This window comes from Cryobacterium sp. Hh38 (assembly GCF_004403235.1).
Classification (GTDB): domain Bacteria; phylum Actinomycetota; class Actinomycetes; order Actinomycetales; family Microbacteriaceae; genus Cryobacterium; species Cryobacterium levicorallinum.
The window spans coordinates 117,000-141,468 of record NZ_SOHD01000007.1 but is presented as its reverse complement, the minus strand read 5'-3'; the positions used below and the strand labels follow the sequence as shown (position 1 = coordinate 141,468).

General features: G+C 65.0%; 22 protein-coding genes. 8 read left to right on the top strand and 14 right to left on the bottom strand.

Annotated features, from left to right (window positions below; genetic code table 11):
- Nucleotides 1-8 precede the first annotated feature (8 nt).
- The 4 genes from E3T41_RS02910 to E3T41_RS02895 form a co-directional block, all read right to left on the bottom strand.
- Nucleotides 9-344 carry a helix-turn-helix transcriptional regulator gene (locus E3T41_RS02910; protein WP_198414356.1) on the bottom strand — a complete coding sequence of 112 codons (336 nt, stop codon included), beginning with the start codon at nt 342-344 and terminating at the stop codon, nt 9-11.
- A gap of 74 nt (nt 345-418) precedes the next feature.
- The gene (locus tag E3T41_RS02905; protein ID WP_166791486.1) at nt 419-1,264 is read right to left on the bottom strand and encodes an SGNH/GDSL hydrolase family protein; all 846 of its coding nucleotides are present in this window, start codon (nt 1,262-1,264) and stop codon (nt 419-421) included.
- 163 nt (nt 1,265-1,427) lie between these two features.
- Complete coding sequence (locus E3T41_RS02900) at nt 1,428-3,716, bottom strand: polyribonucleotide nucleotidyltransferase (protein ID WP_092449966.1); 2,289 nt, start codon at nt 3,714-3,716, stop codon at nt 1,428-1,430.
- A 150-nt stretch (nt 3,717-3,866) separates the two neighbouring features.
- Nucleotides 3,867-4,985, bottom strand: a complete 1,119-nt coding sequence (locus tag E3T41_RS02895) for an LLM class flavin-dependent oxidoreductase (RefSeq protein WP_092449968.1) — start codon at nt 4,983-4,985, stop codon at nt 3,867-3,869.
- A 165-nt stretch (nt 4,986-5,150) separates the two neighbouring features.
- Between E3T41_RS02895 and E3T41_RS02890 the strand changes: the two genes are divergently transcribed.
- Nucleotides 5,151-6,371 carry a hypothetical protein gene (locus E3T41_RS02890; protein WP_134477274.1) on the top strand — a complete coding sequence of 407 codons (1,221 nt, stop codon included), beginning with the start codon at nt 5,151-5,153 and terminating at the stop codon, nt 6,369-6,371.
- On the opposite strand, the gene E3T41_RS02885 is transcribed toward E3T41_RS02890, so the two are convergent.
- Both E3T41_RS02885 and rpsO read right to left on the bottom strand, forming a co-directional pair.
- Complete coding sequence (locus tag E3T41_RS02885; protein ID WP_134467623.1) at nt 6,368-7,897, bottom strand: amino acid permease; 1,530 nt, start codon at nt 7,895-7,897, stop codon at nt 6,368-6,370. The two genes, E3T41_RS02890 and E3T41_RS02885, sit on opposite strands and share 4 nt — an antisense overlap.
- A 168-nt stretch (nt 7,898-8,065) precedes the next feature.
- The gene (gene rpsO / locus E3T41_RS02880) at nt 8,066-8,335 is read right to left on the bottom strand and encodes a 30S ribosomal protein S15 (RefSeq protein WP_092112143.1); all 270 of its coding nucleotides are present in this window, start codon (nt 8,333-8,335) and stop codon (nt 8,066-8,068) included.
- A gap of 203 nt (nt 8,336-8,538) precedes the next feature.
- Here rpsO and E3T41_RS02875 point away from each other — a divergent pair, with 203 nt between their 5' ends.
- Complete coding sequence (locus E3T41_RS02875; RefSeq protein WP_307725686.1) at nt 8,539-8,877, top strand: ATP-dependent DNA ligase; 339 nt, start codon at nt 8,539-8,541, stop codon at nt 8,875-8,877.
- On the opposite strand, the gene E3T41_RS02870 is transcribed toward E3T41_RS02875, so the two are convergent.
- From E3T41_RS02870 to E3T41_RS02860, 3 genes are read right to left on the bottom strand one after another with little or no spacing between them, the layout of a single operon-like run.
- Entirely contained in the window at nt 8,855-11,824 is a 2,970-nt protein-coding gene (locus E3T41_RS02870) for an aminotransferase (RefSeq protein ID WP_134477272.1), read from the bottom strand. The two genes, E3T41_RS02875 and E3T41_RS02870, sit on opposite strands and share 23 nt — an antisense overlap.
- Nucleotides 11,825-11,871: 47 nt before the next feature.
- Nucleotides 11,872-12,981, bottom strand: a complete 1,110-nt coding sequence (locus E3T41_RS02865) for an AI-2E family transporter (protein ID WP_104132389.1) — start codon at nt 12,979-12,981, stop codon at nt 11,872-11,874.
- 50 nt (nt 12,982-13,031) lie between these two features.
- The gene (locus tag E3T41_RS02860; protein ID WP_134477270.1) at nt 13,032-13,931 is read right to left on the bottom strand and encodes an LLM class flavin-dependent oxidoreductase; all 900 of its coding nucleotides are present in this window, start codon (nt 13,929-13,931) and stop codon (nt 13,032-13,034) included.
- A gap of 182 nt (nt 13,932-14,113) precedes the next feature.
- Between E3T41_RS02860 and E3T41_RS02855 the strand changes: the two genes are divergently transcribed.
- Both E3T41_RS02855 and E3T41_RS02850 read left to right on the top strand, forming a co-directional pair.
- A complete protein-coding gene (locus tag E3T41_RS02855; protein WP_233195243.1) occupies nt 14,114-15,283 on the top strand; it encodes a M4 family metallopeptidase in 1,170 nt (389 codons plus the stop codon).
- 9 nt (nt 15,284-15,292) lie between these two features.
- Nucleotides 15,293-15,559, top strand: a complete 267-nt coding sequence (locus E3T41_RS02850) for a protealysin inhibitor emfourin (protein WP_134467618.1) — start codon at nt 15,293-15,295, stop codon at nt 15,557-15,559.
- Between the two features lie 27 nt (nt 15,560-15,586).
- Here the strand turns inward: E3T41_RS02850 and E3T41_RS02845 are convergent, their stop codons facing one another.
- Nucleotides 15,587-17,251 carry a BCCT family transporter gene (locus E3T41_RS02845; protein WP_092449982.1) on the bottom strand — a complete coding sequence of 555 codons (1,665 nt, stop codon included), beginning with the start codon at nt 17,249-17,251 and terminating at the stop codon, nt 15,587-15,589.
- 282 nt (nt 17,252-17,533) lie between these two features.
- Between E3T41_RS02845 and E3T41_RS02840 the strand changes: the two genes are divergently transcribed.
- Together E3T41_RS02840 and E3T41_RS02835 are read left to right on the top strand one after the other, a co-directional pair.
- Complete coding sequence (locus E3T41_RS02840) at nt 17,534-17,977, top strand: pyridoxamine 5'-phosphate oxidase family protein (RefSeq protein WP_092449984.1); 444 nt, start codon at nt 17,534-17,536, stop codon at nt 17,975-17,977.
- 78 nt (nt 17,978-18,055) lie between these two features.
- Nucleotides 18,056-18,301 (top strand): DUF167 domain-containing protein, encoded by a 246-nt coding sequence (locus E3T41_RS02835; RefSeq protein ID WP_092449986.1) that lies wholly within the window; start codon nt 18,056-18,058, stop codon nt 18,299-18,301.
- 84 nt (nt 18,302-18,385) lie between these two features.
- On the opposite strand, the gene E3T41_RS02830 is transcribed toward E3T41_RS02835, so the two are convergent.
- The 3 genes from E3T41_RS02830 to E3T41_RS02820 all read right to left on the bottom strand — a co-directional run bounded on the left by E3T41_RS02830 (nt 18,386) and on the right by E3T41_RS02820 (nt 21,578).
- Nucleotides 18,386-18,757, bottom strand: a complete 372-nt coding sequence (locus E3T41_RS02830; RefSeq protein WP_198414357.1) for an FKBP-type peptidyl-prolyl cis-trans isomerase — start codon at nt 18,755-18,757, stop codon at nt 18,386-18,388.
- Between the two features lie 181 nt (nt 18,758-18,938).
- On the bottom strand, nt 18,939-20,153 hold the full coding sequence (locus E3T41_RS02825; protein WP_104132387.1) for a PrsW family intramembrane metalloprotease: 1,215 nt from the start codon (nt 20,151-20,153) through the stop codon (nt 18,939-18,941).
- 33 nt (nt 20,154-20,186) lie between these two features.
- Nucleotides 20,187-21,578, bottom strand: a complete 1,392-nt coding sequence (locus tag E3T41_RS02820; protein ID WP_134477267.1) for an FAD-binding oxidoreductase — start codon at nt 21,576-21,578, stop codon at nt 20,187-20,189.
- A gap of 139 nt (nt 21,579-21,717) precedes the next feature.
- Between E3T41_RS02820 and E3T41_RS02815 the strand changes: the two genes are divergently transcribed.
- Together E3T41_RS02815 and E3T41_RS02810 are read left to right on the top strand one after the other, a co-directional pair.
- Entirely contained in the window at nt 21,718-21,924 is a 207-nt protein-coding gene (locus tag E3T41_RS02815; RefSeq protein ID WP_241991009.1) for a hypothetical protein, read from the top strand.
- 53 nt (nt 21,925-21,977) lie between these two features.
- Nucleotides 21,978-22,853: a fumarylacetoacetate hydrolase family protein gene (locus E3T41_RS02810; RefSeq protein ID WP_233195227.1), complete on the top strand. Its 876-nt coding sequence runs from the start codon at nt 21,978-21,980 to the stop codon at nt 22,851-22,853.
- Between the two features lie 56 nt (nt 22,854-22,909).
- On the opposite strand, the gene E3T41_RS02805 is transcribed toward E3T41_RS02810, so the two are convergent.
- The gene (locus E3T41_RS02805; protein WP_092449992.1) at nt 22,910-24,454 is read right to left on the bottom strand and encodes an amino acid permease; all 1,545 of its coding nucleotides are present in this window, start codon (nt 24,452-24,454) and stop codon (nt 22,910-22,912) included.
- Nucleotides 24,455-24,469: the final 15 nt, after the last annotated feature.

Genomic DNA, 24,469 nt, shown 5'->3' with positions numbered 1-24,469 from the left:
AGCGGGTGTTACTCCTGCTCGAGGTGGCGTAGCAGTGCGTGCGAGTCGGTGAGGCTGGCCAGCACCATGCGCTTGGCCGCGGCCAGCAGCTCCACCGCGCCCTGGTCGCGCAGCGCATAGAAGATGGAGTTGCCCTCGCGCCGGGTCACCACGACCCCCGCCCGTCGCAGCACACCGAGCTGCTGCGACAGGTTGGACAGCTCGCAGCCGAGTGCCTCGGCGAGTGATCCCACCGAGCGTTCACCGGCGACGAGCTGTTCCAAAACCTGCACCCGCAACGGATGCCCGAGCGCCTTGAACAGGTCGGACTTCAATTGGGCGGCGGGCAAACCAGAAGACAACACAGGTTCAGTATATCGTTACCTAATGATTCTTTCAATTAGATGGCTGCCGCTGAATACGTAACGCTGAATCGCCCTTAGCGGAGGTGCAGCACCCCGTCATTCACGAGGGCACGAGTGTAACCGAGGCTGTTGCCAAGCGCGTTCGGGTGAAAGTTGGCCGGCGCGAACGGGATCAGCGCATCAAATGCAAAGTATGGAACACGCGACCCGATGCCGTGTGCGGCGAATTCCTGCGCGGTATCGACAAAGTGGATGCGTGGCGTCGCCATCGCCGCGACGGATCCCGCGATAACAGTGTTCAGCACGTCGGTGGCACCATTGAGCACGTCACCCAGCGGGGAGTATCCCGGCTTGAACTGGCGTGGATAACTGAGCACCGCGATCTTCGCCTGCGGCAACGTCGCCGCCACGAGACCGTAGGTGCCCACGAGCTTGGGGGCGAGAACGTTCAGCTGAGCCACACTGTTTTGGATGGCACCGAGGCAGACCGGACTGGCCGGGTCGGGCGCACACGCCGCCAAAACGATGGTGGAGCCGGCATCGATGCCGCCGACGGTCAGCGTGACCAGAGCGGTACTCTGGCTGACCCCGAGAAGCTGAGCGGGAACATCCACTGTGCTGGCTCCGGAACAGGCTTTGTTCGACACGAGATTGAACGGACTGACCAGGTCCGCGAAGATCGGGTAGCTGGCACGCTTGGAACGCAGGCACGCGGTGCCGTCCAGCACGTAGGGCGGGGCACCCTGACCCGAGGTGAACGAGTCGCCGAGAGCGACGTAGCTGGTTGCGGAGGCTTTGACGGACGGAGAGGTCTGCGCGAGCGCCGGGGCGCTCACCGCGCCGGCCAGCAGGGCAACAGTGACCAGGGCGACAGCGCCGAGGCGAGGCAAAAACCGTGAAGTCAATCGTTGATTTGTCATGCCACGAACGTAGACCCGGTGCTGGGCCTCAACAAGGCGTGCGCGGGCCGTCTTTCGCGTCAGGAACGCGAAAAGGCCCGCACTGCAAGCAGTGCGGGCCTTCCGTCTACCCGACCGACCTGGCGAGAGGTGATCGGGAGATCTATTGGGGCACGGTTTAGTCTTACGCCTCGGTCGAAGCGTCTGCGCTGTCGGAAGCCGCAGCGCGACCTTCGGTGTCAGCAGCCTCATCGAGCACCGGAGCGAGCGAGAGCTTGCCACGGTCATCGATCTTCGTGATTTCCACGAGAACCTTCTGGCCGACGCCGAGCACGTCTTCGACGTTCTCGACGCGCTTGCCACCGGCAAGTTTACGCACCTCGGAGATGTGCAGCAGACCATCCTTGCCCGGGAGCAGCGAAACGAAGGCACCGAACGCGGCGATCTTGACGACGGTTCCGAGGAACTGCTCGCCAACCTCGGGGTTGGTCGGGTTCGCGATGGCGTTGACCTGGGCGCGAGCGGCTTCGGCTGACGGCCCGTCGACGGCTCCGATGTACACGGTGCCATCTTCCTCGATCGAGATGTCGGCACCGGTGGTGTCCTGGATCGAGTTGATCGTCTTGCCCTTCGGGCCGATCAGCTCGCCGATCTTGTCGACCGGGATCTGCACGCTGATGACGCGCGGCGCGGTGGGCGCCATCTCGTCGGGAGCGTCGATCGCCGCGTTCAACACGGAGAGGATCGTGGCGCGGGCATCCTTCGCCTGCGTCAGCGCGCCGGCCAAAACTGAGGCGGGGATGCCGTCGAGCTTGGTGTCGAGCTGGATCGCGGTGATGAACTCGCTCGTACCGGCAACCTTGAAGTCCATGTCGCCGAGGGCATCTTCGGCACCGAGGATGTCGGTCAGCGCCGCGTAACGGGTCTGACCATCAACGGTGTCGCTGATCAGGCCCATGGCGATACCGGCGACCGGGGCGCGCAGCGGCACTCCGGCGTTCAGCAGCGACAGGGTCGAAGCGCAGACGGAACCCATCGAGGTGGAACCGTTGGAGCTGAGCGCCTCGGAGACCTGACGGATAGCGTACGGGAACTCCTCACGCGTGGGCAGCACGGGGACCAGAGCACGCTCAGCGAGCGCTCCGTGGCCGATCTCGCGACGCTTCGGCGTTCCGACCCGGCCGGTTTCCCCGGTCGAGTAGGGCGGGAAGTTGTAGTTGTGCATATAACGCTTTTTGGTGACCGGGTTCAGCGAGTCGATCGACTGCTCGAGCTTCAGCATGTTCAGCGTGGTCACGCCCAGGATCTGGGTTTCACCGCGCTGGAAGATGGCCGAACCGTGCACGCGCGGGATGACCGCAACCTCGGCATCGAGCGGACGGATGTCCGCAAGCCCACGACCGTCGATACGGATGCCCTCGTTGAGCACGCGTGAGCGAACGACGAGCTTGGTGACCGACTTGTACGCCGCGTTGACCTGGTTGTTGGCGCTCGCGTCGAGCTCGCCGGCTTCAACCTTGGCCGCGATGGCGGTCTTGACGGATGCCTTGAGCGCGTCGTCAGCGTTCTGACGCTCGACCTTGTCGGCGATCGTGTAGACCGTCTTGAGCTGGTCGTAGGCCAGCGCGGCGACCGCGTCGTAGGTGGCCGGCTGGTACGGCGGGAAGAGCGCGAAGTCGGCGGTCGGCTTGGCGGCGGCATCCGCTACCTGCTGCTGCGCGAAGACGAGCTGCTTAATGAAGGGCTTGGAAGCCTCGATGCCCTGGGCAACGACGGCTTCGTTCGGCGCGATGGCGCCGCCCTTGATCAGGTTCCAGGCTGCGTCGGTCGCTTCGGCCTCGATCATCATGATCGCGACGTCCTGCACACCGTTGGCGTCCGTGACAACACGGCCGGCGACGACCATGCTGAACACGGCGTCATCAAGCTGCGAGTGCTTCGGGAAGGCAACCCACTGGCCGCCACCGTTCTCGTCCGGGACGAGGGCGACGCGAACGCCACCGATCGGCCCGGAGAACGGCAGACCGGCGAGCTGCGTCGACATGGAGGCCGCATTGATCGCGAGCACGTCGTACAGTTCGTCGGGCTCGATGGCCAGAACGGTGATGACAACCTGGATCTCGTTGCGGAGACCATCGACGAACGACGGGCGCAGCGGCCGGTCGATCAGACGGCAGGTGAGGATGGCGTCGGTCGAGGGACGACCTTCGCGGCGGAAGAAGCTGCCCGGGATGCGGCCAGCTGCATACATGCGCTCTTCGACGTCGATGGTGAGCGGGAAAAAGTCGAAGTTGTCCTTCGGCTGCTTGCTGACGCTCGTGGCGGAGAGCAGCATCGTCTCGTCGTCAATGTAGGCGGCGGCAGAACCCTGCGCCTGCTGGGCGAGACGCCCGGTTTCAAAACGGATGGTGCGCTTGCCGTACTTGCCGTTATCGATAACGGTTTCAGCGAACGTGATTTCTGGACCCTCCATGTGGGGGTTTTCTCCTTTAAGTTTGCTTCTCGCCATGCTGGCGACGAAGGCTCGCGTGCCCGTATGACAGGCGAGTTGGACGGGTTGATCTCACAATCAACCCCGCCAATTCTAACAGAACTGTTAGAAAGCGCCCGTCAGGCCGACGGCCTAGCCGGCAACCGGCGTGGCAGCATCCGTCGTTCCGATGGGCACAGCCGCTGCGGCGGCCGACAATGAGGCGTGGGTGGGCCCGGAAGGCACGGTGGCCGGTCGATTTTTGGCAAACTCGCGGCGCAGCACCGGCACGACCTCTTCGCCCAGAAGGTCGAGTTGCTCTAGCACGGTTTTCAGCGGCAGACCGGCGTGATCCATGAGGAAAAGCTGGCGTTGATAGTTACCGACGTAGTCGCGGAAACCGAGGGTGCGGTCGATGATCTGCTGCGGGCTGCCGACGGTGAGCGGGGTTTGCTCGGTAAAGTCTTCCAGCGACGGGCCGTGTCCGTAGACGGGTGCGTTGTCGAAGTAGGGGCGGAATTCCTTCACGGCGTCCTGGGAATTCTTGCGCATGAAGACCTGGCCGCCGAGACCGACGATGGCCTGCTCGGCGGATCCGTGTCCGTAGTACTCAAACCGCTCGCGGTAGTAACCGACCATTTTCTGGGTGTGACTGGCCGGCCAGAAAATGTGGTTGGCGAAGAAGCCGTCACCGTAGAAGGCGGCCTGCTCGGCGATCTCCGGGCTGCGGATACTGCCGTGCCAGACGAAGGGCGGCACACCAGCGAGCGGGCGTGGCGTTGATTGAAAATCCTGCAGCGGGGTGCGGAACTGGCCTTGCCAATTCACCACGTCTTCACGCCAGAGTTTACGCAGCAGCGCATAGTTCTCCAGGGCCAGCGGGATGCCCTGACGGATGTCCTGGCCGAACCACGGGTACACCGGGCCGGTATTGCCGCGACCGAGCACGAGATCGACCCGACCCTCGGACAGGTGCTGCAGCATCGCGTAGTCCTCGGCGATCTTCACCGGATCGTTGGTCGTGATCAGGGTGGTCGCTGTCGAGAGGATGATGCGGCTCGTCTTTGCTGCGATGTAGCCGAGCATGGTGGTCGGGGACGACGGCACGAAGGGCGGATTGTGGTGCTCACCGGTGGCGAATACGTCGAGGCCGACTTCTTCGACCTTCTGTGCGATCGTGACCATTGCCGAGATGCGCTCGTGCTCGGACGGTTCCCGCCCGGTCGTGGGGTCAACGGTGCGATCGCCGACGGTGAAGATTCCGAACTGCATGTAAACCTCCAGAAAAATCAATGCGTTTGCATTGATATTACCAGTAACTGCGGCCGGGTTGACCGCATTCCCGGCAGTAAACCGCCCCGAACTGGTGCCATGAGAATGGGTGGCACACGTTCCAGTGTCAGACAAAGTATTAGTGACTGAAATGAGGATGCGCCGATGCAGGGACTCGCGCGGGTGGCGGCAGCCGGAATGATGCGTGCCTGGGCCGCGATCAGCATGCAGGGCAGCGTCACCATTCCGCAGCCCAGCGACACCCCGGTGGCCCACTCCCCCGGCATCGACAGCGATCGCATTCTCGTGCTCGGCAGCGGGCCGGCCGCCGGCTGGGGCGTCAGCAGCCACGATATCGCGTTGCCCGGTTCGCTCGCTCGGGCGCTTTCGGGGCGCACGCAGCGCGGAGCTGACGTCGCCCTCATTGCCAGCTCGATCGGGCTGCTGGCCTCCGCGCAGGTACAACTGCGCGGAGCTGACCTTCGACGCCTCGATGCGATCGTCGTCGTTCTGGGCGTCGGTGACGCCCTACACCTCACGGCCGAGCGAACCTGGCAGGCCAACCTCACTCGACTCCTGAATTTTGTCGAGCGACACACGAATGACAGCGCGTACATTTACGTTCAGGGTATCCAACCCATTCGTGCCATTCCGATCTTCAACAGCCTCGGCGGAACAATCGCCGACCGGCACGCCCGATCGCTCGACGCGATCACCGAACGGGTCTGCCTGTCGATGCGTCGCTCCGTTTTCGTCCCCGTGGCGGACGTCGAGTTTCTAGCCTCCGCTGGTCTGTCGGATTCCACCGATTATCGCCACTGGGGCGAATTTCTGGCCAAGAAGATGGCGGGGCGTCTGGACGTCGTGCAGCGCAGCCGCTATCCGGTGCCGCTCGGATCCACCGATGCAACGCCCAGCACGGCGCCCATCCGTGGCGGTGACCGGCGCCGCCTCAGACGCGGCTGTGACACCCGGTTGGATCATATTGTGGCGCTGGCGCAGCAGTCTTTCGGCACGACATCCGCTCTCTTCGCTATTCGGGACAGCAATCGCCTGCAGATTCGGTCGAGTACCGGCCCAGCCTTGCCGAGCCCGGCTTGGAGCGATTCGATGTCGGCGATAGTTGTGCGCGCACGCGGTGCAGTCATCGTGCCCGACACGCTCGCCGATCAACGCCTGCGGCGCAAAGCCTTCGTCACCGGCGCGCCCCACATGCGTTTCTATGCCGGATTCCCCATCGAAGCGGCCTCGGGCGAGCGCATCGGCGCCCTCGGCGTGTTCGATCCGAAACCGCGCGCGGACTCGGGGTTCGATGCTGTCCTCCTGCGCCAGCTCGCCCTCATGATTCAGGAAGAGATGAACACGAACGGCGAGTTCGCCGGCTAGTCGACGGGCTTGGTCGCGGCGCCAGCTTCGACCCTGGCCGCTTCGGCAGCAGCCGCACGCTGCTTGATGCCGAGCACGGAGTGGCGGCGACCGTAAGCGAAGTAGACGAGGAACCCGACGGCCAGCCACACCCCGAACCGTGCCCAGGTGAGGGTGGTCAGGTTGAGCATCAGCCAGACGCAGAGCACGGCCGACAGGATCGGCAACACCGGCGAGAACGGCACCTTGAACGCGCGCGGCAGGTCGGGACGCTTCTTGCGGAGTACGACGACGGCGATACTCACCAGCACGAAGGCCGACAGTGTTCCGATGTTGATCATCTCTTCGAGCACCCCCACGTCGGTGAGCCCGGCGATGAGAGCGACGGCGGTACCGGAGATGATCTGAATGCGCGCCGGCGTGCGGCGTTTTTCGCTCGTGACGCTGAGCCAGCGCGGCAGCAGGCCGTCGCGGCTCATGGCGAACAGCACGCGGGACAGGCCGAGCAGCAGCACCATGATCACGGTGGTGAGGCCGACCAGGATTCCAATCGAGATCACCTGAGCGGCCCAGCCGGCGCCGACCGCGACGAATGCGGTCGCGAGGGAGGCGTTCGGGTCGTCGGCCAGTACGGTGTACGGAACCATGCCGGTGAGGACGAGACTGACGCCGAGGTAGAGCACCGTGACGATCGCCAGGCCGGCGAAGATGCCGCGCGGCAGGGTCTTCTGCGGGTTCTTGACCTCTTCGGCGCTCGTAGCGACCACATCGAAGCCGATGAACGCGAAGAACACCAGGGATGCACCGGCCAGCAGGCCGAACAGGCCGTACTGCGCCGGGGCCGCCCCAGTCATGAAGGAGAACAGGGACTGCATCCAGACGTCGCCCTCGCCGCCGGCCCTGGGAACTTCGGCCGGAATGAACGGCGTGTAGTTCGCGGTGTTGATGAAGAACGCGCCGACGATGATGACGAAGACCACGATGGCGACCTTGATGATCGTGAAGACGCTGGCGACGCGGGCGGAGAGTTGGGTGCCGAGCACGAGCAGGGCGGTGAAGATGGCGACGATGACGAAAGCTCCCCAGCTGACGTCGAGGCCGATCACGGTGATCGTCGCTGGAATGTTCCAGCCGGCCAGATCGAACACGGTGCTGAGGTAGATGCCCCAGTATTTGGCGATGACGGCGGCAGCCGTGAGCATCTCGAGAATGAGGTCCCAGCCGATAATCCAGGCGAGCAGCTCGCCGAGGGTCGCGTAGGTGAAGGTGTAGGCGGACCCGGCGACGGGCACGGCCGAGGCGAACTCGGCGTAACACATGATCGCGAGGGCGCAGGTGAAGGCGGCGAGCAGGAAGGCCAGGGTAACCGACGGTCCGGCGTAGCTGCCGGCTGCCTTGGCGCCGACCGAGAAGATTCCAGCTCCGACGGCGACCGCTACGCCCATGATCATGAGGTCCCAGGTGCCGAGTGTGCGTTTGAGGCTGTGGCCCTTTTCCAGCGAGTCTGCTATCGAATCTTCAATACTCTTGGTGCGCCTAAGACTCATGCCGATTTCCGTTCGTTATTGCCAACCACCTATGTTAGCAAGCCGCTGTTCTCCCCCCGCTCGGCGGCGGCACACACAACGGGCCGCCACCTAAAAGGTGACGACCCGTTGTGAAGAAGTTCGCGTTGTCAACGCTGCATTCGCTTCGTGCAATTAAACTGCGCGAAATTAGCGACGCAGGCCGAGGCTGCCGATCAGTGTGCGGTACCGAGTGATGTCGATGTCCGACAGGTAACCGAGCAGACGGCGACGCTGACCAACCATAAGAAGCAGGCCACGACGTGAGTGGTGGTCGTGCTTGTGCTCTTTCAGGTGCTCGGTGAGGTCAAGAATGCGCTGCGTGAGCATTGCAATCTGAACTTCCGGGGACCCGGTGTCGCCTGGGTGGGTAGCGTACTTTTCGATGATCGCCTTCTTAGCATCTGGTTCGAGTGCCATAAAGTGGGATCCCCTTTCTCTCACTGCGCGGTGCCCTTGGCAGGATGCCTGAGCTCTCTTTATCCGCGGCCGTTGAACGGCAACCTTGATACCCTAGCAGAGCACCCGGGTAAAACCGGCACACCCTCCCGTTTTGGTGCCATGCGCCCGGTCTATTCCCGCCCGCTCATAGCGCTACAGTGGGGGAACAATCGAGGAGGTGCATGAACATGGGTACGTTGCTCTATGGCAATCCGGGTATCGTAATCACCTTCGACGATCGTGCCCTCATGCACCTGCAGATCGTGATCAGCACCAAGCTGCGGCGCCGGGAGAGTTTCATTTTCACCTGGTCCGATTCGGCCGACGAGGGAAGTGGTCGCAGCGCGATCTGGCTCGACCCGACGAGCACGCTCTACTACCGATATTTTGGCAGTCGCACCCCGTCGATCAACCGGGACTGGATCGAAGCCCTCATGCTCTCGGCCAACAGTGCTGGCGGCCTGGCGTTCATCGCCGAGCCGACACCGTCGCCGAGCATCAGCGCGAAGACGCGGCGCTAAGCGTCGGGGACTGCGCTGCTCTGGGGGCGATGGCACCCAGCGCGTCGGCCAGCGCGTCCAGAAAATGGTCGGCGCTGGCGATACTGAGACAGAGCGGCGGCTTGATCTTGAGCACGTTTTTGAAGTCGCCGGTGGGCTGCACGATGCAGCCGCGCAGCAGTAGCTCGTCGCAGAGCCGCGCGGCCGCGCCCGTCGCCGGAGTGAAGGCGGCGCGGTCGCTGACCAGCTCGACGCCGAGGTAGAGCCCCATTCCGTACACCGCACCGATCAGATCGAAGCGTTCTCCGAGCCGTTCCAGGCCCTGTTTGAGATGCCGGCCGACGACCTCAGCATTTTGTTGCAGGCCTTCGTCACGCATGATGTCGAGCACGGTCAGGCCGATGCGGCAGCTCAGCGGGCTGCCGCCAGCCGACGAAAAGAACGGTCCCTCCTCGCTGAAGCGCTCCGCAATGTCGCGGCGGGTGATGACCGCGCCGAGCGGATGCCCGTTGCCCATCGCCTTGGCGATGGTGATGATGTCGGGAACCACTCCTTGTTGCTCGGTACCCCAGAAGTGCTTGCCGAGCCGGGCGTAGCTCACCTGCACCTCGTCGGCGATGCAGAGTGCGCCGCGGGCGCGCATCCGCTCGTAGACGCCGGCCAGGTAGCCGTCGGGCAATAACACGCCGCCGGCATTGCCGAATACGGGTTCGGCGATGAACGCGGCTACCGTGCGCCCGGCGTCGGCCAGGTCCCGCAGATCGCCGTCGAGGTCGTCGAGGTACTGCGGGGCAGACTGCATGCCCCGATATTTGCCGCGCACGGCGTTCGGCGCTTCGACCAGGTGCACCCAGTCGGGCCGGGTGTCGAGCGCCCGGGGGTTGTCGGCGACCGAGGAGGAGACGGCATCCGCTGCCAGCGACCAGCCGTGATAGGCCTCGCGCACCGCGAGCACGGTGTCCTGGCCGGTGTAGCTGAGGGCGAGGCGCAGGGCGAGGTCGACGGCCTCGGTGCCGCTATTGACCAGAAAGACGGTGTCGAGCGGGTCGGGGGCGAGTGCGGCGAGGCGCTCGGTGAAGCGCACAAGCTCCTCGTAGTGAAAGCGGGAGTTGGTATTCAGCAGCGACCATTGGCTGCGCGCGGCCTCGGCAATGCGCGGGTGCCCGTGGCCGACTGTCGTGACATTGTTCACCATGTCGACGTAGGCCTGGCCGTGAGTATCGATGAGGTGATGCTGCCAGCCACGTTCGATCTGCGGCGGGGCTTGGTAATAGTGTTCCTGCACGCGCGCAAAGGACTGGTCCCGGCGCTGCAGCAGGGCGCCGGCATCGGCCAGTGAACGGGCGGTTTCCAGCCCGAGCAGCGCTGACGGGTCGGGGCAGACCCGCTGCCAGAGCGCCGCGTGTGACGGTGCGGCGAAGAACGGCGGGCGGATGCCGCGAAGCCGGCTGGTCTGCAGGGTCACGCGGGCCACTCGGGCGGCGTGGCGTGCACCGGCCGAATTGGCCTGAGCCGCACCGAGAGCGGTACCGAGAGTCGTTCCGGCTTCGACGGTCTGGCCGTCGATCGCCGCGGCGTCGATGCCGGTCAGCCACAGGTCAAAGTGGGCGGCCTCGAGCCGCACCGTGTCGGAATCGACGACCACAACCGTCCCCGCGATCGGCGCGGTGATGTGGCTGCCGGCCGGCAGGATCACCTCGACGCCGAGGGCCAGGGTGACGGATTCCTCGGCCGTGTTGATGCGCGTTTGGGAGAGCCGGTATTCGCCGTAGCGGGTGACGGCGTGGCCGAGCTGGGCTGCGGCATCCGCTGTAATGCGCGCATCAATGTCCAGTTCCAGCCAGACTCCGGCGTCGTATCCGGCGCTCGTCACGGACAGGTCGATGATGGCCGCTGGATCGAGCGGCCCAGCCAGGGGGTAGTCGGTTGTCATGATGGGGGCGTCGGTGCCCGCCAACATGAACCGGATGAGGGCTTCGACCTCTGCACCATCAAGGTCGGCGGCCGTGGCGAAGGCGAGCCACTCGCGGGCGCGGTTGGCGTCGGCATAGTCGTTGTCACCGTCGAGCTGCACCTGCGCTTCGCCGCTCACCACGAGCACCGCCGTGCGCAGCACGATGAGGGGCCAGAGAGCGGTGAGTTCGGCGTCGGAGAGCGGCACCTGCCTGGCGAAGGCATCGATGGTGTCGAGAATGGCCAGCGGATGCCGCGGGCTGCGATACAACACACAGGCGCAGGTCGCGGCGAGCTCGGCAACGAGCCAGCCCTGGGCGACGTCGCCGAAGTCGATGACGCCGGAGATGCTGTCGCCGTCCCGGCTCACTACGTTGTCGTCGGTCAGGTCGCCGTGGATCGTCTGCACGCGCAGGTCACCCTTGAGCGGGGCGAGCTGCATTCGGGCGGCGTCGGTCACGGTGCGCAAATGTTCGCGGCGCGCGTCGTCATTGACCTGGCCGAGGAGTGCGTCGATGACCTCGCCCCCACGCCGGAGGTCCCACTGCAGAAAGCGGTCGGTTCCCGCGTGCTCGAAGTTGGACAGGCCACGCACGATCCGGCCGGCCACATCGCCGAGCGAGCGCACCTGCCCTGCCGTGAGCCGCACCGAATCGGTCAGCGGATGCCCGTCGACGTAGGTCAGCAGGCGCAGGTCGAGGGTCTGCCCGTCGATCGTGATGCGCTGGATCTCGTTGCCGTCGATCGCCGTGACGGCAGCGGGCAGGTCCAGGCCCAGATCGCCGAGGTGCGCCAGGGCAGCGTTCTGCGCCTCAAGCTCGACGGCCGCGATGGCCGGGTTGGAGACCTTGAGTACGACCGTGGCGGCATCCGTGTAAATGCGAAAGTTGCGGTCCTGGTTGCTGCCCAGCTCGGTGACGACGCCGATGACGTTGAACCGCTCGCGGGCGAGATCGGCCGCCTGGTCGAGCGTTAGGCGCGGGCGCGGCAGGTGGAAGTGGCTCTGCTCGGTCATGGTTCTCCAGTCATGCGGGTGGCAGCGGTGGCACGAGCAGGATGGGTTTAGCGCTTGCGCACGAGCCGCTTCGGCAAAATGGCGCGTGGGGCATCCGGGGTGTTCCAGGCCTTGGCGATGGCCCAGGCGACGGCAGCGATCGGCACCGAGAGCACGGCACCGACAATGCCGCCGAGAATGGTTCCGGCGGTCAGGCCGACCAGGATGACGAGCGGATGCAGCTTGAGTGACTGCGCCATGACGACCGGCTGCAGAAAGTTTCCCTCGAGCTGGTTGACGGCGACCACGATAATGAGCACGATGAGCGCCACGACCGGGCCACTCGCGACCAGGGCCACCAGCGCGGCGAGCACTCCGGCCGCGGTCGCTCCGATCAGCGGAATAAACGCTCCGAGGAACACGATGACCGCGAGCGGCAGGGCGAGCGGAACCTGCAAAATGGCCAGGCCGATGCCGATCGCGGTGGCGTCGACGGCGGCGACGATCGCGGTGCCACGTACGTACCCGCCCAGCACGCGCAGGGAGGTCTGACCGATGCGTCGGCCACGGGCCAGGCGCTCTCCCTTGAACGGACTCAGGAAGAAGTTCCAGATCTGGCCGCCGTCCTTAAGGAAGAAGAACAGAATGACCACGAGCAGCACGGACCCGGTGATCAGTTCAAAAACAGCGGATGCCCCGGCCAGCGCCCCCGAGCCGAACTGACTGCTGGTGAGAAAATCGACGACACTATTGCGGGCGTCGGTAATCTGCTGCTCGTCGACCTGGATCGGTCCGTCGATGAGGAACTGCTGGAGCTTGTCGATGCCCTCGGAGGCCGAGGAGAACAGTTCGTTCCACTGGTCGCGCACAGCGAACACGATGAGCGTGATGATGCCGCCGAACACGGCGATGCCGCCGAGCAGGGTGATCCAGGTGGCCAGAATAGCGGCGACGCCGCGCTTGCGCAGTCCGTTGATCACCGGACTCAGAGCCGAGGCAAGGATGATGGCGATCAAGACCGGGATGACGACGAGCTTGAGCTGCACGAGTCCGTAGATGACGGCGGACGCGAGCACGATAACGAGGAGAATCTGCCCGCTGCGCAGGCCGAGCCAGCCGAGGCGGTCATTCAGCGGAGTGCGAGGAACCAGGGGCGTGGGGTCGTCGTGTGCGCGCATGCACCCAGCCTAGACAGGCATCGGGCAGAAACCCCGATCGACCGGCTACTTCATTTGATTTCGGTGAAGGTGCCCGCCACCGCTTCGAGTACGGCTTCGTCGCCGGCGTAGATTCCACTGGCGCGCGGCCAATGGCTGATGACGTCGGTGAAACCGAGGTCGGCAGCGCGGCCGACGGCATCCTCGAACGCATTCATGCTCTGCAGGGAATATGTTCCGCCGCTGTCGAGTGAGAGGTAGCGGTCGATGGCGGCCGGGTCTCGGCCTTCAGCGGTCGCCACGTCGTCCAGCCGGTGAGTGAGGCCGCGAACGCCCTCCCACCAGTCCTCCCCCGAGGCTCCATCCTGGCCGGTCGTCACCCATCCCTGCCCGAACAGACTGACCAGTCCCAGGCCTTTGGGGCCGTTGGCGGCGATGACGAACGGCACGCGTTGGCGCACCGGGGCGGTCGACTTGGGCAGCACCATGCGCGCATTGACAGCCGAGTACCAGTCACCAGCGAAACTGATTCCCGCGGTGGAACCCGCCTCCTCGCCGCGTAGCAAGAGGTCGAGGTCGGCGACGAATTCGGCGAACCGTTCGTGCCGCTGCCGGGGCGTGTACTCGGGCTGGCCCAGAACGGTGGCGTCGAACCCGGTGCCGCCCGACCCGACCCCGAGCAGAAACCGTGCGTTCGACACGTCGTCGACGGTGGCTATGTCCTTGGCAAACGGCACCGGATGCCGAAAATTCGGTGAGGAGACAAAGGTGCCCAGAACGATGCGTTCGGTCACGGCCGCTGCGGCGGTCAGGGTGGGAATGGTCGCATTCCAGGGTTCGTCGACGAGCGACCGCCAGGACAGGTGGTCGTAGGTCCAGGCGTGGTCGAAGCCGTACTGCTCGGCACCGAGCCACTTCTCGCGCGCACGCGGCCACGGGTCTTGCGGGAGAATGACGATTCCAAAGCGCATGAGGCGAGTCTATTCAGCGGGGCGCTTCGACCTGTTGCGATGTCGGTGCCCGGTGCCAGACTCTGCACATGGACACTCCGCAGATTCACACTCCGCAAATCCACACTCCGCAAATCTACACGCCGCAGATCTACACGCCGCAGATCCACCCACACTGCACGATCGTGCCGCCGTACCTGCTGATGCGATTGGCACAACTAGACGTTCCCAAATTCGCACGGGCCGCGGCTGCCGCCAGGGACTCGCTACTGCGGGACTCGCGGATTCGGCAATTGCGCGATGGCACGCATCCACGCGCCCACCCGAGTGCGCGCAGCCTACCCACCCGCACACCGGGGGAATCCGATCGCACCATTTCGGATGCCGGTGGCCTCGAACGCCTACCCGGTCGCCGGGTGCGCACGGAGGGTCAGCCCGCCGGAACCGACCCTGCCGTGACCGAGTCGTATGACAGCCTCGGAGCCACCCAGGCGATGTACTGGAACCAGTTCGGACGCGACAGCATCGATAACGGTGGTATGCCGATGGATGCCACGGTGCACTATGGCCAGAAATACGACAACGCCTTCTGGGACGGTGAACGCATGGTGTTCGGCGACGGAGATGGCCAGGTTTTCAACCGGTTCACCATTTCGCCGAGTGTGATCGGTCACGAGCTCACGCACGGCGTCACCCAATTCACGGCGAACCTGGAGTACGAGGGTCAGTCCGGCGCGCTCAACGAGTCCATTTCCGATGTGTTCGGCGCGCTCGTCGAGCAAAATCTGCGGGGACAGCCGACCAGCGCGGCCAGCTGGCTGATCGGCGAGGGCCTATTCACCGAACAGGTTGAGGGCATCGCCCTGCGCTCGATGAAAGCGCCCGGCACGGCCTACAACGATGATGTGCTTGGCAAGGATCCGCAGCCGGACAGCATGGCCGGTTACATCGAGACGGACGACGACAACGGCGGGGTGCACCTCAACTCGGGCATTCCCAACCGCGCCTTCTATCTCGTCGCCGAGGCCATCGGCGGCAACGCCTGGGAAATGCCGGGCCGCATTTGGTATGACACGCTCACCGGACCGATGCTTCGCCCGCAGAGCGATTTTGCTGCCTTCGCGGCGGCGACGGCGGATACCGCGGCCCACCTCTATGGAAACGGTTCGACCGCCCACGACGCGGTCTTGCGGGCCTGGGCGACGGTCGGGGTAGTGGCCGCCGTTCCCTCGCCGCTGCCCAACACGACCGGCACTCCGAGCGCCCCTGGTATCTCCCTGCCGCCAGCGTATTCGGCACCTCTCGTCGACCCGCTGGCACCGATGCTGCCGGAGCCGCCACGCGGGCCGACCGCGGGGCAACCATCGGGGTAACCTTTCGGTATGAAAGTCATTGTCTCGCGCAGCGGCGGGATGGCCGGGATCCGCCTCACCTGGGAAGTCAGAGTTGAAGAGCAACCCGACCCCGCAACCTGGGCGGATTTTCTCGATTCGCTGCCCTGGGACGACGTTACCGACAGCGTGGCAACTGCAGACCGGTTCGCCTATCGCATTCGATGCGCCCCGCACGAGGTGGTGCTCGCCGAGCCCGAGGTCAACGGTCCGTGGCGCGACCTGGTCAACCGCGTCAAGGCCGCCAACGGAATGTAGGCGGCCCTGAACCGGCGGTGGTGCTGGTTATTCTTTCGATCGACGGCCCCAGCGGGGGCGACGGGCTGGATCATCGGTCAGCGCGGCCTCGATGTGGCCGTCGACCTGAACGCCGAAGTGGTCGTCGAAGTTCTCCTCGAGGTGCGCGGTCACGGTCTTGCCGATGCGGCGCGCCATCTCCTCCCGACGCTGACGACGTTCAGCGCTGACCAGAACCTCGTGCTCGATGCGGAACGCCTTGTAGGTGGCAATACACATACCGATCATGACGATGCTGACCGGTATCGCGGTCAGAATCGCTCCGGTTTGCAGGGCAGCGAGTCCGCCGGCCAGCAGCAAGGCGATCGCGACGATTCCGCCGAGGCTCGCCCACATGATGCGGCTCCACTTGGGCGGGTTGGTGTCGCCACCCGAGGCGAGCATGTCGATCACGAGCGAGCCAGAGTCGGCCGAGGTGATGAAGAAGATCGCCACCACGATGACCGCGATAACCGAGAGGATGCCGCCGAGCGGCAGCTGGCCGAGGAAGTTGAACAGCACGTTCTCGGAGATGATTCCGACCGCGGGGTCGAAGAGACCGCCGCCGTCGCCTTCCCAGGCCAGTTTGATGGCGCTGCCGCCCATAACGGCGAACCAGACGAAGGTGACCAGGGTAGGCACGAGCAGCACGCCGGCGATGAACTCACGCACGGTACGGCCGCGCGAAATGCGTGCGATGAAAACACCGACGAACGGCGCCCAGGAGATCCACCAGCCCCAGTAGAAGATTGTCCAGGCGCCCTGCCAGTCGATTCCCGCCTGGCCGGTGAAAGAACCGGCGTCGAAGGTGAGGCCGACGACGTTTTGAAAATACCCACCGATGGACTCGACGAGTAGACGGAACAGGTAGAGCGTGGGGCCGAGGGCGAGTACAGCGATCAGCAGCAGCCCGGCCACGCCGAGGTTAATGTTGGAGAGCCATTTGATGCCCTTGCCGACTCCGCTCACCACGGAAACGGTGGCGATGGCGGTGATCACGATGATGAGCACGACAAGGAGGGTGTTGTTGACTTCACCCACGACGCCGAGGTAGCTCAGGCCGGCCGCAATCTGCTTGACCCCGAGACCGAGTGAGGTCGCCACGCCGAACAGGGTTCCGACGATGGCAATGACGTCGATGGCGTCACCGAGGCGGCCCTTGACCCGGTCACCGAGGAGCGGCTCCAAAGCCCAGCGGATGGATACCGGACGGCCCTTGCGGTGGATGGAGTAGGCCAGCGCGAGTCCGACGACGGCGTAGATTGCCCAAGCGTGAAAGCCCCAGTGCAGGAAGGTCTGCGACATGGCGGCGGCGGCGAGCTCCTGCGAGTCTCCGGTCACGCCGGGTTTGGGGTTGGTGAAGAAGGTGAGCGGCTCGGCCGCTCCCCAGAAGACGAGGCCGATGCCCATGCCGGCGGCGAACAGCATCGCGAACCAGCTCATGATGCCGAATTCCGGCTTGTCGTCGTCCTGGCCAAGTTTGATGTCGCCGAAGCGGCTCGCGCCCATCCAGATGGCGAATACCACGAAGGCGGCAACGATGACCATGTAGTACGGTCCGAGACCGGCGACGACCCAACCCTGCAGCAGGGCGAGCACGCTGCCGGTGCGTACCGGGAAGGCGATGGCGACGATCACGACGGCCAAAATGATGCCGAGGGCCGGATAAAACACTCGAGGTGCCGGAATAACAAATCGCCGGGGTCGGGGGGGACTGATTTTCGGCGTTTTCGCCGGTACTTCGGGTAGCGCACTCACTGTGAAACTTTCTCAAAGAATAGATTGTGGCGAACGAAAGAAACCGTTGCTGAGCCGCCAGGCATGTGCCCCGCTGGGCAAATTTCCAGCTTACCGGTAAAGCGTGCCGCAAAGTGGGGCAAGAGATTTTCTTAGGAACAGGCCGACTTTTGCCGATGCACCCCTCGATCGGGGTCCCGGATCGTGTGATTATGGACCATGACCTACGACGATGTCGACGCCACCCACAATCCCGTGCACACTCTCACGGAAGAGGAATGCTGGAATGCCCTGCTCTCGGCGAGTCTGGGCCGCCTCGCGGTCGCCGTCGGCGGCGTTGCCGACATCTTTCCGGTGAATTTCGTCGCGGCCGATCGTCGGCTGCTGTTTCGCACGGCAGCCGGCACCAAACTCGTAGAACTGACCGTGAACCACACGGTGGCCTTCGAAACGGATGGCGTGGGTCGCGACGAAGCGTGGAGCGTCGTCGTGCACGGAACGGCACGGGCGCTCGACTCCCAGCACGAGATTGACGCGGCCGCCGCCCTGCCGCTTCGGCCTCTGATTCCCACGGTCAAGCCGACCTTCGTCGAAATCATGCCAACAACGATCACCGGGCGACGGTTCACCCTCGGCCCGGAACCCACAACGGCGCTGATGTAGAGCCGGTGACCGGGCGCGCTACCGTTGAGGTGAGCCCGTTGTCATCCAACCAGGGCAAACAGGAGTCCCGTGCCCGCCATGCTCAACCTGACCGTGCACGTGAAGCCGGGCAGCCGCAAAGGCCCCCTCGTGGTCGACGATGCCGAAAGCACTCCGGAACACGCCTCCGTCACCGTCTTTCTGCAGCAGCGCGCGGTAGAGGGCGCGGCCAATGACGCCCTGGTCGCTCTGCTGGCCAAGCATTTCAAGGTGGCCAAGCGTGATGTGAGCATCATTCGCGGTCACACCTCCAAGATCAAGCATTTGCGCATCGACCGGTCATAGTCGTAGCGCCCACCCGGCAGACAAAACGGGATGCGACTGCCGCAGCCGCATCCCGTTTCGTTTAGTTTCGATTCGAGTGGCGCTTTAGCTGACGCCGAGCAGGTCAATCACGAAGATCAGAGTCTGGCCGGAGAGACGGTGGCCGGAGCCAGCCGGGCCGTAGGCGAGATGCGGGGGCACAACGAGCTTGCGACGCCCGCCAACCTTCATGCCGGGGATGCCTTCCTGCCAGCCCGCGATGAGCGAGCGCAACGGAAAGTTGATCGACTGGCCTCGGTTCCAGGACGAGTCAAACTCGTCGCCGGACTCAAACTCAACACCGAGGTAATGCACGTCGACGGTCGCGCCGGCAGCCGCCTCGGCGCCGTCTCCGACGACGATATCGGTGACCTCAAGTTGCTCGGGCGCAGCGCCCTCTGGAAAGTCGATTTCGGGCTTGGAATTCATATCAGTCATGCACCCATCCAACCGGATTTTGTGCCCGATTGCACACCGGCGAGATCCAAAAAAAATAATGCTTGCGTCCACGGCGCCGCAGGTGCACTCTAGTCATACACCAACTCGTCGCATCGGTAGAGTCGTCGGCATTGCCACACCACCGAAGCGGCGAGTTTCTGTTGGTGCGGACTATTCGTTTTCAGCCCGGAGGCTGCTGCCCCAGTACCTCGGCCCGGTGGTTTATGAGCAAACCGAGCAGGAGTGCCTCGCGGGCGTATAACGCGGGGGTGCCCTGGCCGCGAACGAGGCGGTCTCGAACAAAGGCGAGGCGGGTCGCATCCGCTATGAAATGGCGCATGGCGAGCTGGCGCGAGCGCGGTTGACGCGCGCCCCAGGCCATAGCCTGACGTCGGCCGGCCCCGGTGCCGAGCATGGAAACCTCGTCCGCGGTAAACCAGCCGGCCTGCGAATATTCGTGCAGCCGTCGCAGGGTGATGCGCGCCTCCTGGCGGCGGAAAAATACCACGATGAGAATAGCGACGATGAACAGCGGCACCTGCACGACGACGTAGTAGATCAGAACGGATGCGTCACCGGCCAGCACAAAGGTGGCACCGTTCCAGAGCGCGTGCAGGCCGATTGCGGGCAGGAGGCCGAGCAGAAAGAATCCGAACGCCCCACTCTTCGAGGCGCCGCGCCGGGCGGCCAGGCCCAAGGCCAGTCCGGTGCAGATGGTGAAGGTGACGTGCGCGAACGGCGAAAAGACTCCGCGCAACAAGAACGTGACCCCCAGGTGCTGCGCGCCGCCGTCGGCCATGGCCAGGCCAAAGTACTGAATATTCTCGGAGAAGGCAAAGCCAGCGGCGATGGTGGCGGCATACACGACGCCGTCGAGCGGACCGTCAAAATGCCGACGCACCGCCCAGAACAAGACCAGAACGCCGAACCCCTTGGCGATTTCCTCGACCAGGGGCGCCTGAATAACAGCGGATGCGAAATCGCTCCCGGCGAGTGCCCCCGAGCTCGCCGCAATCGTGATCCGCACCCCGAGGTCGAAGACGAGCGCGCTGGCGATGGAGATGCCAGCGCCCCAGAGTAAGGCGAAGATGAGGGCCGGGCGCGGCTCCGGGTTCCAGCGGTCAATCCAGCGTACCGCCAGCAGCACGACCGCGAGCGGCAGCAACGCCAGGAGCAGTCCGAGCAGCAGCGCCCCGGTGCCGAGGAACGTGGTCAGATACAAAATGACGGCCAGCAGGGCCAGCCCGGCGAGCACGATTCCGACAACGCCGAGCACGATCGCGCCGGCACGCGAGGGTCGCACCGCCCGGTTCCAGACCGGTTGAACCGGGGCCGGGCTCGCCTGCACGGGAAGGTGTTCGGGGGACGGCTGGCCAGGCGGCTGGTCGAGACTCATTACTTGAGAATACCGGGACGACCCCGCCGGCGCTCAGGCGGCGAACATGGTGCCGGCGTTGAGTATACCCAGCGGATCGAACACCGCCTTGAGCTGACGTTGCAGGTTTAGGCTGCGGTCGCCGATCTCATCGCGCAACCACCGGCGCTTGAGTACGCCGACACCGTGTTCGCCGGTGAGGGTGCCGCCCAACGCGAGCGCTGCCCGGAACATTTCGTCGGCCGCCGCCCAGATCTCGTCGGGCACCGGCGCATCCGCTGCCGCACCGGGTTGCCGCTCGATCACGAAGTTGGGGTGCAGGTTTCCGTCGCCGGCGTGGGCGACCGTTGGGATGGGAATCCCCGTGCGGGTACTGATATCGGCGATCGCGGCGAACATCTCGGCCATGCGCGAGCGCGGCACCGACGCGTCTTCAATGAGAACCTGGCCCAGCTGCTCGAGGGCCGGGTGCATGGCGCGGCGGATGGCCAGCAGGCGTTCGCCGGAAGCGGCATCCGTTGAGAGGGTGGCCTCGCCGCCGGCTGCGCGCAACACGATGAGGGCGTGCTCGGCCTCGGCGAGCGCAGCCGGCCCGTCGGTCTGCACTAGTAGAAATGCGCCGCGGCCCAGCGGCAACCCGGCCGACCCCTCCGGGCCCAGGTAGGTCGCGACGTGGGCGAGGGCGATCGGGTCGATCAGTTCCATCACGGCGGGACGGATGCGAGCGGCCGTGACGGCAGCGCTCGCTGCGGCCGCCGCGGTGACGGTCTCAAAGACCGCGCCGATGGTGGCGACCGTGCCAGCGGTCAGCGCGCGCACCCGCACCGTTGCCTCGACGATGACGCCGAGGGTTCCCTCCGATCCGGTCAGAAGTGCGGTGAGGTCGTAGCCGGTGACGCCCTTAATGGTGCGGTGGCCGGTGCGCAGCAGGCTGCCGTCGGCGAGCACGACCACGAGGCCGAGCACGGCCTCCCGGGTGACGCCGTATTTGGCGCAGAGCAGCCCGCCGGCGTTCGTGGCAATGTTGCCGCCGACCGTGGAAATGGCCTTGCTCGCCGGATCGGGCGTGAACCAGAGCTGCTTTTCGGCCAGCACGTCATTGAGGTGCTGGTTGATCACACCCGCTTCAACGATGGCGAGTTCGTCGTCGGCATTGATTTCGAGGATGCGGTTCAGGCCGGCCACGCTCAGCACGATCGAGCCGTCGGTGCCGCAGGCTCCCCCGGACAGGCCGGTGCCGGCCCCGCGGGTCACCACCGGCACTCGAAACTCGGTTGCGATGCGCAGCACCGCCTGCACCTGGTCCACCTCGGTCGCGCGCACGATGGCCAGCGGTGTGCCGTCGGCGACCCAGCCGGACTTGTCGGTGCGGCTGGCCGCAAGGTCAAGCGGGTCGATGCTGACGATGTCGCCAAGCTCGGTCTGGAGGCGCGTCAGTGCGTTCATCCGTTCAGCCTAGTGAGCGGCACGATGTCTGATTTTCGCTACCGATGCTCGTGCTGGCGTGGCGGGCTGAGGGGGTGAACCGCTCAGCTACCGCCGCCGACCCGCCAATGGTCGACCGGGTCTTCGCCGAGCGCTGCGGGTGCTTGGCAGCCCGGACAATCTGCTGACCAGCGACCTGGCCCTGCGGCAGGGTGCCGGCCTGCTCGGCCTACCAATCGAACCGCGCGCGCTCGCGGCCCGCGGCGCGGATTGGGCGCCGTGGCGCAGCTACGCGGGAATGCATCTCTGGCGGGCGGCCGGGGCAATACCTCCCATATCCCCCGTTTCCTCCAAGCGGATCGAATGAGGGTTGGCGCACCCCACAGGGCGGGCCGACGCCCGGGCCGCTAGCCTAGAAGAGTGAAATTTGCGCATCTCAGAGTTGACGGCCATTCCGTTCCCCGATTGGCTGTGGTCTTTGACGACGCGGCTCTGTTCCTCGACGACGTCATGAACGACGCGCCGCGCGACCTGCAAGACCTGCTGGAACGCGGCGATGCCGGCTACGAACACGTGCGGGCGATCAGCCTGGACGCTGTTTCAGGTGGGGCGGTACTAACCCAGGTCGACGAGCTGCGGCACTCCTCCGCCGTGCTGCGCCCGCCGCAGATTATCGCCATCGGCGCCAACTACGCCGCGCACTCCTCCGAGCTCAGCCTGCGCCTCGAAACCGCCGCGACCGTGTTTTCGCTCTGGCCCAACTCGCTCACCGGACACGGCTCGACCATCACCTGGCCGCGCGACCTGACCGAACAGGTCGACTACGAGGCGGAACTCGGCGTGATCATCGGCCGTCCGGCCCGCAACGTGACGGTCGCCAACGCCCTCGACTACGTCTTCGGTTACACCGTCGTGAACGACATCACCGCGCGCGACCTGCAATTCTCCGAAGCGCAGTGGTCGCGCTGCAAGTCCTTCGACGGCTTCACCCCGACCGGCCCGCTCGTCGTCACCGCCGACGAGATCGGTGACCCGCAGGACCTGTGGCTGACCACCCACGTCGACGGGCGCATCCTGCAGGATGCCTCGAGCGGCGACATGGTGCGCACCGTCGCCGAGATCATTTCCTACCTGTCGAAGACGTCGACCCTGCTGCCGGGCACGCTCATCTCCACCGGGAGCCCGGGCGGCGCCGGGTACAGCCGCAAGCCTCCCATCTTTCTGCGCGACGGCTCGACGGTGACCATTTCGATCGACAAAATCGGCATGCTCACGACGCACTGCCGCGAGATTTAGCCGCCAGCAGGCATCCGCTCGAGAAAGCGGATGCCGCCGCTCGGTACACCGACCGGTCAGGGGCGTGGCGCGTCACGACCGTCGCTGGCGAGGAGGTCGTCTTCGACGGTGCCGCCGTAGCCTTCCTGCTGCGGGTCGCGGTGCAACCCGCCGGACACCGCGTATTCCTCCTCGGGTGAGAGCACGAGGCGCTTGCGCCCCCACAGCGCAAAGGCCGCGAGCATGACGACGTAGACCACGGCGATGGCCACGATCGCGGGCCGAGCCGGTTCATTGATGAAGAACCCGAAGAAGATGGCCAGTGAGAGGATGCCGGCGATGACCGCTCCGGGGACACCCCACGGACTGAGGTACGGTCGGCGCGCATTGGGGAACTTCTTGCGCAACAGAACGAACGACACCATCTGCAGCACGTAGGCGATCACGGCGCCCCAGACAGCGATGTTCAGCACGATGGCCCCCGCGACGCCGCCGGAGCCGCCCAGCGCGTCGACCAGCACGAGTGCCACGAAGCCGATGATCGCACCGACCAGCAGGGCGATGGCCGGGGTTTGGCGTTTTCCGGTGAGCGAGAGGAACTTCGGATAGTAGCCCGCTCGGGAGAGCGAATACATATTGCGTCCGTAGGCGAACATGATCCCCTGCAGCGAGGCCAGCAGCCCAATCAGCGCGAACAGTGCCAGCACGGCCGCCACGCCGTCACCGACGATCGCCCGGAACCCGTCGAGCAACGGCTCGCCCGAACCGGCAATTTCCGACGCACCAACCACTCCCGTGTTCAGGAACAGCACGAGCAACCCGGTCACGATCAGGGTCGAGCGAGCGATGAATCCGGCCCGGGGAATATCCCGCACCGGATTGTGCGATTCTTCGGCGGCCAACGGCAGTTCCTCGATGCCGAGGAAGAACCACATGGCATAGGGCAGGGCGAACAGGATGGGGATGATGCCGTGCGGCAGGAACGCGCTCTGGCCGGCATCCGGCACGATATTGAACAGGTTGTCCCAGCTGAACAGGCCGGAGAGGGCTGCCATCGCCGAGAACACCAGCAGGATGGCGATCGAAATGATCGCGACCACGATGGCGAATTTGAACGAAATCGCAGCCCCGGCAGCGTTCAGTGCGATGAACGCGGCGTAGAGCAGCATCCACCAGAGCCAGGGCGGCAGTGAGACGCCGAGCAGTTCCGTGGCGATGAAGTCGGCGTAGGAGGCCGAGAAGTAGACGATGACGGCGGTGGTCGCGACGTACTCGATTGTTTCTGCGAGTCCCGTGACGAATCCGCCCCAGGGCCCCATCGCCGCTCTGGCGAAGGAGTAGGCACCGCCGGTGTGCGGCATGGCTGCCGCCATCTCGCCGATGCTGAAAATCATGCCGTAATACATGACGATGAGAAGCAGGAAGGCGATGAGCATCCCGCCGAAACCGGCAAATCCGATGCCGAAGTTCCAGCCGGAGAAGTCGCCGGAGATAACGGCGGCCACCGCCAATCCCCACAGGCCCCAAATGCCAGCAGTGCGTTTGAGCTTGCGTTTCTCGAAGTATCCGACCTTCGCGGTGGTGTATTTAACGCCCGAAACTTTCAAGGTGTCTTTGGACATCAGTATTCCTTTGCG

Excerpts from the sequence above, each read along its gene's own strand:
- E3T41_RS02905 (WP_166791486.1), bottom strand. The coding sequence starts at position 1,264 with ATGACAAATCAACGATTGACTTCACGGTTTTTGCCTCGCCTCGGCGCT.
- E3T41_RS02900 (WP_092449966.1), bottom strand. The coding sequence starts at position 3,716 with ATGGAGGGTCCAGAAATCACGTTCGCTGAAACCGTTATCGATAACGGC.
- E3T41_RS02895 (WP_092449968.1), bottom strand. The coding sequence starts at position 4,985 with ATGCAGTTCGGAATCTTCACCGTCGGCGATCGCACCGTTGACCCCACG.
- E3T41_RS02890 (WP_134477274.1), top strand. The coding sequence starts at position 5,151 with ATGCAGGGACTCGCGCGGGTGGCGGCAGCCGGAATGATGCGTGCCTGG.
- E3T41_RS02885 (WP_134467623.1), bottom strand. The coding sequence starts at position 7,897 with ATGAGTCTTAGGCGCACCAAGAGTATTGAAGATTCGATAGCAGACTCG.
- rpsO (WP_092112143.1), bottom strand. The coding sequence starts at position 8,335 with ATGGCACTCGAACCAGATGCTAAGAAGGCGATCATCGAAAAGTACGCT.
- E3T41_RS02875 (WP_307725686.1), top strand. The coding sequence starts at position 8,539 with ATGAACATGGGTACGTTGCTCTATGGCAATCCGGGTATCGTAATCACC.
- E3T41_RS02870 (WP_134477272.1), bottom strand. The coding sequence starts at position 11,824 with ATGACCGAGCAGAGCCACTTCCACCTGCCGCGCCCGCGCCTAACGCTC.
- E3T41_RS02865 (WP_104132389.1), bottom strand. The coding sequence starts at position 12,981 with ATGCGCGCACACGACGACCCCACGCCCCTGGTTCCTCGCACTCCGCTG.
- E3T41_RS02860 (WP_134477270.1), bottom strand. The coding sequence starts at position 13,931 with ATGCGCTTTGGAATCGTCATTCTCCCGCAAGACCCGTGGCCGCGTGCG.
- E3T41_RS02855 (WP_233195243.1), top strand. The coding sequence starts at position 14,114 with ATGCGATTGGCACAACTAGACGTTCCCAAATTCGCACGGGCCGCGGCT.
- E3T41_RS02850 (WP_134467618.1), top strand. The coding sequence starts at position 15,293 with ATGAAAGTCATTGTCTCGCGCAGCGGCGGGATGGCCGGGATCCGCCTC.
- E3T41_RS02840 (WP_092449984.1), top strand. The coding sequence starts at position 17,534 with ATGACCTACGACGATGTCGACGCCACCCACAATCCCGTGCACACTCTC.
- E3T41_RS02835 (WP_092449986.1), top strand. The coding sequence starts at position 18,056 with ATGCTCAACCTGACCGTGCACGTGAAGCCGGGCAGCCGCAAAGGCCCC.
- E3T41_RS02830 (WP_198414357.1), bottom strand. The coding sequence starts at position 18,757 with ATGACTGATATGAATTCCAAGCCCGAAATCGACTTTCCAGAGGGCGCT.
- E3T41_RS02825 (WP_104132387.1), bottom strand. The coding sequence starts at position 20,153 with ATGAGTCTCGACCAGCCGCCTGGCCAGCCGTCCCCCGAACACCTTCCC.
- E3T41_RS02820 (WP_134477267.1), bottom strand. The coding sequence starts at position 21,578 with ATGAACGCACTGACGCGCCTCCAGACCGAGCTTGGCGACATCGTCAGC.
- E3T41_RS02805 (WP_092449992.1), bottom strand. The coding sequence starts at position 24,454 with ATGTCCAAAGACACCTTGAAAGTTTCGGGCGTTAAATACACCACCGCG.